The sequence below is a fragment of the Okeania sp. SIO2B3 genome (assembly GCF_010672525.1).
Taxonomy (GTDB): domain Bacteria; phylum Cyanobacteriota; class Cyanobacteriia; order Cyanobacteriales; family Microcoleaceae; genus Okeania.
Map to the genome: position 1 here is coordinate 1 of NZ_JAAHGH010000215.1, position 3335 is coordinate 3335.

General features: G+C 38.1%; 1 protein-coding gene. It reads left to right on the forward strand.

Annotated elements, in window-relative coordinates:
* Nucleotides 1–1175: 1175 nt before the first annotated feature.
* A complete protein-coding gene (gene pstS / locus F6K15_RS37640; RefSeq protein ID WP_293071171.1) occupies nt 1176–2273 on the forward strand; it encodes a phosphate ABC transporter substrate-binding protein PstS in 1098 nt (365 codons plus the stop codon).
* The last annotated feature ends 1062 nt before the right edge of the window (nt 2274–3335 follow it).

The window sequence follows — 3335 nt, forward strand, 5'->3', positions numbered from 1 at the left end:
TGCAAAACCCCATAACTCTTCTCTTGGTCAGCATTCCCTCTCTTGGTCGGCGTTCCCTTGCGACTGGCGTCGTCGCGGGGTCCGACCGCTTGCGCCTAACGGCGACGCGGGGTCTGACCGCAGTTTTTAAGGTGCAAACGCTACAGTTAAGTAGCTATAGGTTTTTAGAGCGGTTGAATACCTTTGCGCTGTTTCGAGCATAACATAAAGTCCCCCTTTTAGGGGGAGGCTTTAAACCCAATTTTTCGGTAAAATTGAAAATACTTGTTACTTAATACCTGAAATATACCTTGGCAAGTAATTCCTAATTTTTCAACTATTCGACCCTTCTTGAAGATTTAGAAGGGTTTATTTTCTCTAAAGTAAAGAGGGTGGGGAGATAGGGACCCCCTCTCAGAAGGCAGGGTCAATTTATTGTCACCAGAGAAAAAAGGAGGGGGGTGGGAAGTGTGGGGAGTGTGGGAAGCACAGGATCTCAAAAAAATATAGGGTTGTAAATATTCTCCCCAGGCAAAGAATTAGTCCTGCTCTCAGAAGGGGAATATCGAGAAAGATTTGGCAATAGCGCTGAGATGGAAATTTTTTTTATACCGAACCCGAGTGCATTTAATATCAGAAATTAAGTTTAATTTGTCTGATGAGCGAAAAAAACTGATGACTAATTCATGCTTGATGAGCTACTACCATAAAAACTTAATATTATAGCAGTTTTCAATAGACATCTGGTGGAAAAGAAATAAACCTTTTAATTAGATCGGTTTAGGAAAGAAAAAATCGCCCTAAAAAATCCTTTTTCATGCCTTTGCGCGTAAAAATATCTTACCCGTTGCCTGTTCCCTGTTCCCTGTTGCCTACTCCTGGAAAAAATCTATATCTTTTTCACCAGAGGTCTCATAGACATCTCCAAAAATCAAAAATCAAATCAATTTATAGTAGATAAATCATCAATTATTTCTCCCTACTGTCTACTCCCTCTTTTCCAATAATCAAAAATCAAATCAATTAGCTTAGGGTGTGTCATCAATTATTTCCCTCTACTGCCTACTGCCTACTCCCTCTTTTCCCGAGAGGTCTAATGACGATCGCCCATCAAAAACTATTAACCTATCCTTAACCTAAATAGGTTAAGCTTTCGTTTATTCTTTTTGGTGTCTAGGTATAGAAAGCTAATAATTATGCAATTTCCTCTTAATCTTGCTCGAATAACTCGTATGACTGCAAAAATGTCTGCAGTAGCTTTGACAATTGGTTTAGCTGCCTGCGGTGGTGGCGGTGACACTGGTGGTACAGGTGGAGGTGGAGGTGGTCAAGTCAACCTCGTTGGAGCAGGAGCTTCTTTTCCAGCACCTCTCTATCAACGTTGGTTTCAAGAGGTGAGTCAGAGTGACCCTGACCTACAGGTAGATTATCAGTCGGTAGGTAGCGGAGCTGGTATTGAAAGATTTACTCAAGAATTAGTAGATTTCGGTGCTAGTGATGTGGCAATGACAGATGAGGAAATTGCTCAAGTTAGCAGAGGAGTAATTTTGTTACCGATGACTGCTGGTTGTGTTGTATTAGCTTACAATTTGCCAGATGTTTCTGGTCTGAAGCTTTCTAGGGAAGTTTATGTAGACATATTGTTGGGTAATATTACTAACTGGAATGACCCTAAGATAGCTGCAATTAATCCTGATGTAACTTTGCCAGATCAAACAATTACGGTTGTATATCGTTCTGATGGTAGTGGTACAACTGGGGTTTTCACGAAGCATTTGAGTGCTATTAGTCCAGAATGGAAAGAGAAAGTAGGGGAAGGTAAAACTGTTCAATGGCCAGTAGGTATTGGTGGGGCTAAGAATGATGGTGTAACTGCTAGCATCCGTCAAACCGAGGGAGCAATAGGTTATGTTGAGTATGGGTTTGCTAAGAGTGCTGGTCTGAATATGGCTTCCCTGGAAAATAGTTCTGGTAATTATATAGAAGCTACTGCTAAATCAGCAACTGCAACTTTAGAAGCGGTAGTATTACCTGAAAATCTACGAGCTTTTATTACTGATCCAGAAGGAGATAATTCTTATCCAATTGTGACTTACACTTGGATGCTTGCTTATGGTCAATATGATGATGCAGGTAAAGCTCAGGGAGTGGAAAAAATGATTGAATTTGGCTTAAATGAAGGTCAAAAAATTAGTGGTGAAATAGGTTATATTCCTCTTCCTAATAATGTACGTCAAAAAGTTTTAGAAACTGCCGATAAAATTAGCCCAGATTACAACATGACTCTCAAGTAGCATCAATTCATTAATTAATAATTGATAATGGATAATTGATAATTACCTCTGGTTAAAACCGTTACGGAATTGAATATAAGGAAATATTATTTCTTCTCTTGTTCCATTGGAGATGGCGAGGTCCCCTCACCATCTCTATACCGCTTTTTTCCCCTTAAAAGGGGAGGGTTTAAACCAGAATTATTTAATTATTAATTATTCGGTAAATAAGGTGGTAGGTGTTAGGTGAGTAATCTAAAATATGCTTAGATAAACCACACATTGATGATTTTATTTTAAACCTAAGCGATCAATTCATTAATGGATAATGGATAATTGATAATTGATAATTACCTCTGGTTAAAACCGTTACGGAATTGAATATAAGGAAGTATTATTTCTTTTCTCTTGGTCGATTGGATATGGTTAGGAAACCCATCCATCCCATCCTACGGAATGCTCCGCAAACGACCGCTGTCTTGGTTGATTGGATATGGCGAGGGGACCTCGCCATCCCTCAACCGCTTTTTCCCCTTAAAAGGGGAGGGTTTAAACCAGAATTATTTAATTATTAATTATTAATTATTAATTATTCGGTAAGAGTTATACACCTATCACTTTTGAACGATAGTGACATTAAATGAGGTAGTCAGTTAGAGGAGATGTCAGATTAACCAGTTAGGTTAACGCTTATACAGTAGGACTGAAAATGGAGTCGATGGGAATACTTGCTCCACAAACTGTATTAGCATCGTGTAGATGGTGGGGTATTAAACCCACTCAGGAAAAATATAATTCTGAATTATAAATTTAGTTCATTGCACTAATTTTGAGATAATATAAATTCAAAATTAACCTAATAAAGTTCCTGAAGTTGACTCAATAACCCCTTGAAAATGTATATACCTATTTGAGGTAAATAGAGGTAAACAATTTTATGGTTGCACAATCTAAAGTTCAAAAAGATAGTCGGTCTCGGACTAATACAGAAAGAAAGTTTGATGATGGTTTTATTACTGTAACTAAAATTTTTGCTTGGGGTATTGCAGCTATTTTAATATTGATAGCTTTAACGGTAGCTTG